The sequence below is a fragment of the Microbacterium sp. zg.Y909 genome, assembly GCF_024626565.1.
Genome location: NZ_JANJFJ010000628.1, coordinates 1 through 1,603, shown reverse-complemented (window position 1 = coordinate 1,603; position 1,603 = coordinate 1). Strand labels below are relative to the sequence as shown.

Annotated in this window: 1 protein-coding gene; it reads left to right on the top strand. The window is 67.8% G+C overall.

From position 1 onward, the window contains the following. Nucleotides 1-1,603 (top strand): carbamoyl-phosphate synthase large subunit (carB, locus tag NQ160_RS23575; RefSeq protein WP_257517423.1); only part of this gene is annotated, 1,603 nt, incomplete at both ends.

Sequence of the window (1,603 nt, the reverse complement as noted above, 5' to 3'; positions counted from 1 at the left end):
TCGCCCCGGCGCTGACCCTCACCGACCGTGAGTACCAGAAGATGCGCGACATCGGCATCGACATCATCCGCGCCGTGGGCGTGGACACCGGCGGCTGCAACATCCAGTTCGCCGTCGACCCCGCCACTGGGCGCATCATCGTCATCGAGATGAACCCGCGCGTCTCGCGCTCATCGGCCCTGGCCTCCAAGGCCACCGGGTTCCCCATCGCCAAGATCGCCGCGAAGCTCGCCATCGGCTACCGCCTCGACGAGATCCCCAACGACATCACCAAGGTGACGCCGGCCAGCTTCGAGCCGACGCTGGACTACGTCGTGGTGAAGGTGCCGCGGTTCAACTTCGAGAAGTTCCCCGCGGCGGATGTCACCCTCACCACCACCATGAAGTCGGTCGGCGAGGCGATGGCGATCGGGCGCAACTACGCCACCGCGCTGCAGAAGGCGCTGCGCTCCCTCGAGAAGCGCGGCTCCAGCTTCCACTGGGGCGACGAGGAGCGCTCCGTCGACGAGCTGCTCGAGGTAGCGAAGACCCCCACCGACGGCCGCATCGTCGTGCTGCAGCAGGCCATGCGCAAGGGCGCGAGCATCGAGCAGGCGTTCGAAGCCACCAAGATCGACCCGTGGTTCCTCGACCAGATCGCCCTCATCAACGAGGTGGCCGAGTTCGTCCGCACCGCGGGTGAACTGGATGCCGACACCCTCCGCACCGCCAAGGAGCACGGCTTCAGCGACGCGCAGATCGCGCAGCTGCGCGGCATCACCGAGGCCGAGGTGCGCGGCATCCGTCACGCACTGTCGATCCGCCCGGTGTACAAGACCGTCGACACGTGCGCGGGGGAGTTCCCCGCGCTCACGCCGTACCACTACTCCAGCTACGACGCCGAGACCGAGATCACCCCGTCCGAGCGCACCAAGGTCGTCATCATCGGCTCGGGACCCAACCGCATCGGCCAGGGGGTGGAGTTCGACTACTCGTGCGTGCACGCCTCGTTCGCCCTGTCGGACGCGGGCTACGAGACGATCATGGTCAACTGCAATCCCGAGACCGTGTCGACCGACTACGACACCAGCGACCGCCTGTACTTCGAGCCGCTGACCCTCGAGGACGTCCTCGAGGTGCTGCACGCCGAGGCCCAGTCCGGCACCATCCTCGGCGTCATCTGCCAGATGGGCGGCCAGACCCCGCTGGGTCTTGCCAAGGGCATCGAAGCGGCCGGCTACACCATCCTCGGCACGCAGCCCGAAGCCATCGACCTCGCCGAGGAGCGTGAACTGTTCTCGCGCCTGCTCGATGAGGCCGGGCTCGTGGCTCCGCGCAGCGGCACCGCGATCGACGTCGACGGCGCCGTGGCGATCGCGGAGGGCATCGGCTACCCGGTGCTCGTGCGACCGAGCTTCGTGCTCGGCGGCCGCGGCATGGAGATCGTCTACGACACCCCCAGCCTGCGCGACTACTTCGTGCGCATCGCCGACCAGGCCATCATCGGACCCGGCATGCCGCTGCTGGTGGACCGGTTCCTCGACGACGCGGTGGAGATCGACGTCGACGCGCTGTACGACGGCACCGACCTGTACATCGGCGGCGTCATGGAGCACCTCGAAGA